Annotated in this window: 2 protein-coding genes; one reads left to right on the top strand and one right to left on the bottom strand. The window is 67.5% G+C overall.

Annotated elements, in window-relative coordinates; translation table 11 throughout:
• Window positions 1-349 precede the first annotated feature (349 nt).
• The gene (locus FJY88_13025; GenBank protein MBM3288252.1) at window positions 350-2,581 is read right to left on the bottom strand and encodes a tetratricopeptide repeat protein; all 2,232 of its coding nucleotides are present in this window, start codon (window positions 2,579-2,581) and stop codon (window positions 350-352) included.
• Between the two features lie 232 nt (window positions 2,582-2,813).
• On the opposite strand from FJY88_13025, the gene FJY88_13020 reads away from it, so the two are divergent.
• Window positions 2,814-3,089 (top strand): hypothetical protein (locus FJY88_13020; GenBank protein ID MBM3288251.1); only part of this gene is annotated, 276 nt, incomplete at its 3' end.

Here is a 3,089-nt window from a genome sequence, read left to right as displayed (position 1 = left end):
CTTGAGGGCGGGATCCCAGACGAGATGGGGTGGTGGAGTGTGGCTCGACACGATCGAAACAGGGGAGAGCGGCACTCAGATCCGCTACACGGCTATGGTGCCCGGCGGAGACTGCCCCGAGGTCGAGCCGCCCGCGTCGGTGAATCCGACCGTTGCGATTCGGGTTCCGCTGCCGATTCCTGAGCCGGTCACCTGGATCCGTCAGACCGAATCGATCGACTGCGACTGGGAGACTGTGCCCGGAATGAAGCCCTGAGCCCGCTCTGACAGGGGGCGGAGTCGGGGTTCGTGGGGAGGATCGGCGTCAGGCGCAGCGCGCTGGGCTCCGCGTCGAGGCGGGATCACGCGCCTACTTGCAGCGCGCCTGCACTTCCTGGAGCCGGCGTTGGTAGCTCGCGTTTGTCGAGTCGATGCCGATGGAGGTCAGGGCCGCCGTGAGCGCCTCATTGCAGTTGCCCGCCTCGAGGTGCGCCCTGGCGAGCGTGTCGTAGAACGGCGCGAGGGGAGCCTTCCGGACCGCGCTTGCGGCGAGACGGACCGCTTCCTCCGTGGAGCCGCCTGTTTCCAGAAGAGTCCAGGCAAGGCCGTTCGCCGCGTCCGGCAGGCCCGGGGTACGGCGCAGCGCCTCCCGATAGACATCCCGCGCCCCCCGCATGTCGCCCGACGCGAGGAGGGAGTAGCCGAGGAAGAGGGGAACCTCGGCATCCTCCGAGCCCTTCTCGATCGCCTGCCTCCAGAGCCGCGCCGCTGACGCGAACTCCCCCTTGTTCTGAGCCCGCCTCGCTGCCATCGAGATCGTCTCGACCTGATCGGGCGTCTCTCTCACCGCGACGGCGATCAGGGAATCGGCCCTGTCGCCGCGGCCGGACTCGTCCAGGAGCCGCGCCAGCACAGTCCGGCTCTTGTAGTCGGTCCTGTCCGTCGCGACGACGTACTCGAGGAAGTTGATCGCTTCTTTCGTGCGGCCGAGCTTGTCGAGGGACGTCGCCAGCACCGGTCTCGGATCCGGATAGACGGGGCTCAGACGCATCGCCTCCTGCGCCTCGCGCACCGCCTCCTCGTAGTTCCCCTCGAGCTTGGCCTGCAGCGCGACGTTATAGCGCATCTTGGGACTGTTCGGGTGAGTCCGCGCCTCGGCCCTGTAGAGGATCGCCTCGGAGCGATAGTCCTCGTTGCGGATCCAAGTCCGGACGGCGCCCGCCGCCAGGACGACGATCAGGAGTCCCTGGAGGACTGATCGGAGCGCCGGCAACCGGTCCGCCAGGGCGAGCGCCCCGGCAGCGAGGATCAGCAGCAGCCCCGCCGAGGGAAGATAGAGCAATCGCTCCGCGAAGATCGTCCCGATGACATAGGCGAAGTTCGATCCCAGGGCGAAGCTCAGAAGGGCGAGCCCCGCTCCCCACCCCGCGGGGCGCGCGCGCGCCCGCGCGGCGACGTAGATCAGCCCCGCTCCCGACGCCAGGCCGATGACGAGCTGCGGGGTGATCGCCCTCACCATGCCGAGAACGGGAGCCGAGTAGTCGAGCGAGAGGCGCGCCGGCCACAGGAGCAAGAGGATGTACCGTCCCGCCGCGTCGAGGACGGTCGGAAGCCTCGGGAAGAAGCCGGCGCCCGCCATCGGATTGTCCATCGAGCCGGTCGCGGGGCCGGACCAGGTTCCGAGGACCGACGCGCGCAGAACGACGTAGAGAGCGGCGGGGATCAGGCAGACGATGCCCATCCGCACGATGCGCGCGGGGAAGAGGCGCTTGTCTCCACGGAAGGCCCAGCCGAGATAGATGAGAGCCAGCGGAAGCACGATGGCGCTCTCTTTGGAGGCGACGGCCAGGAAGGCGGCCACCGGCGTCAGGTAGCGGAGAGCGCGCCGCTGGGCCAGGGAGAGATGGATCGCCGCCAGAGTGAAGAGTGCGGCGAGAATCTCGGCGCGTCCCGAGATCCAGGTGACGGCCTCCGTGTGAATCGGATGGACGGCGAAGAGAGCGGCGGCGATGAAGGCCAGACCGTCCCTCTTTGTGAGCCTGCGCACCAGGAAAGCCCACAGGATCGTGACGCCCGCGTGGAGAAGGACATTGACGAGGTGGAACCACCATGCGGGCGACTCGGCGATCCTCGCGTCGACGGCGAAGCTCAGGGTCGTGATCGGCCGCCAGAGAAGCGCTCGCTTGACCAGGCCCCAGTAGTGCGAGGTGAGAGCCGAGCCCAGATCGAAGGGTCCGTGCACCGCAGGATGCTTGATCACGAGCCAGACGTCGTCGAAGACGAACGCGCCGCGCAGCGCGTTCAGGAAGGGGAGGACGGCGAGGGCCGCGAGAATCGCCAGATCGATGAATCGTCGATCCGCCCCTCCCGGGGGCGGCGAGGAGCGCTCGTGGCGGCCGTTGGGTCGATGCTCGTTTGATTCCATCCCATTACGCGGCGATCGCTTCGACGATCGGCTCACCGAGTCTAGCAGCGTCCGATCGAGGCGGACAAGGCGCCGGGGCAACCGACTGCGGGACAAGGGGTATACGAGGCGAGAGCAGGCTTTGGAAGAGAAGGCCGGTCCGCTATAATTGAAGGAACCGATCATGGGGGGACCCATGAGGTGCGGCCGCGCTGGAACTCACGACAACCAATTGGGAGGGGTCATGCCTGGCAAGACGGGTCTCATTGCTCTTGGGCTCCTGTTCCTGGGGCTGCTGCTTGCGCCGGGGGCCTCGGCGAGCGTGCCGAGGGTCGTCGTCGTCGAAGAGTTCGGCGCGACTTGGTGAACCTACTGCCCTTCAGCCCGGTGCGGGCTGGCCACGGTTCAGAATGAGTTCGGCTACGACGCGATGGTCCACTTCGAGAACCACTGCTCGGGGAGCGATCCGTTTACGATCCCGGCCACATCGCAGAGAGAGAGCTGGTACGGGGTGGGCGGGTATCCCACGGTCAAGATCGACGGCAAGTACGAGATGGTGGGGGGGCTGGGCGGCGGCGACGCCTGCGTCCGCATGGCGGGCTACTACCGGGACATCATCAACCAGCGAAGGGCGGAGACCGGGGGCGTGAGCCCGGTCGAGATCACCGGGATCTTCCTGCCTCTCGAGTCCTCGGTGACCGTGACG

It is taken from the genome of Candidatus Eisenbacteria bacterium (assembly GCA_016867495.1).
Lineage (GTDB): Bacteria > Eisenbacteria > RBG-16-71-46 > CAIMUX01 > VGJL01 > VGJL01.
The sequence above is the reverse complement of the archived record's forward strand: the minus strand, read 5'-3'. Positions and strand labels throughout refer to the sequence as shown.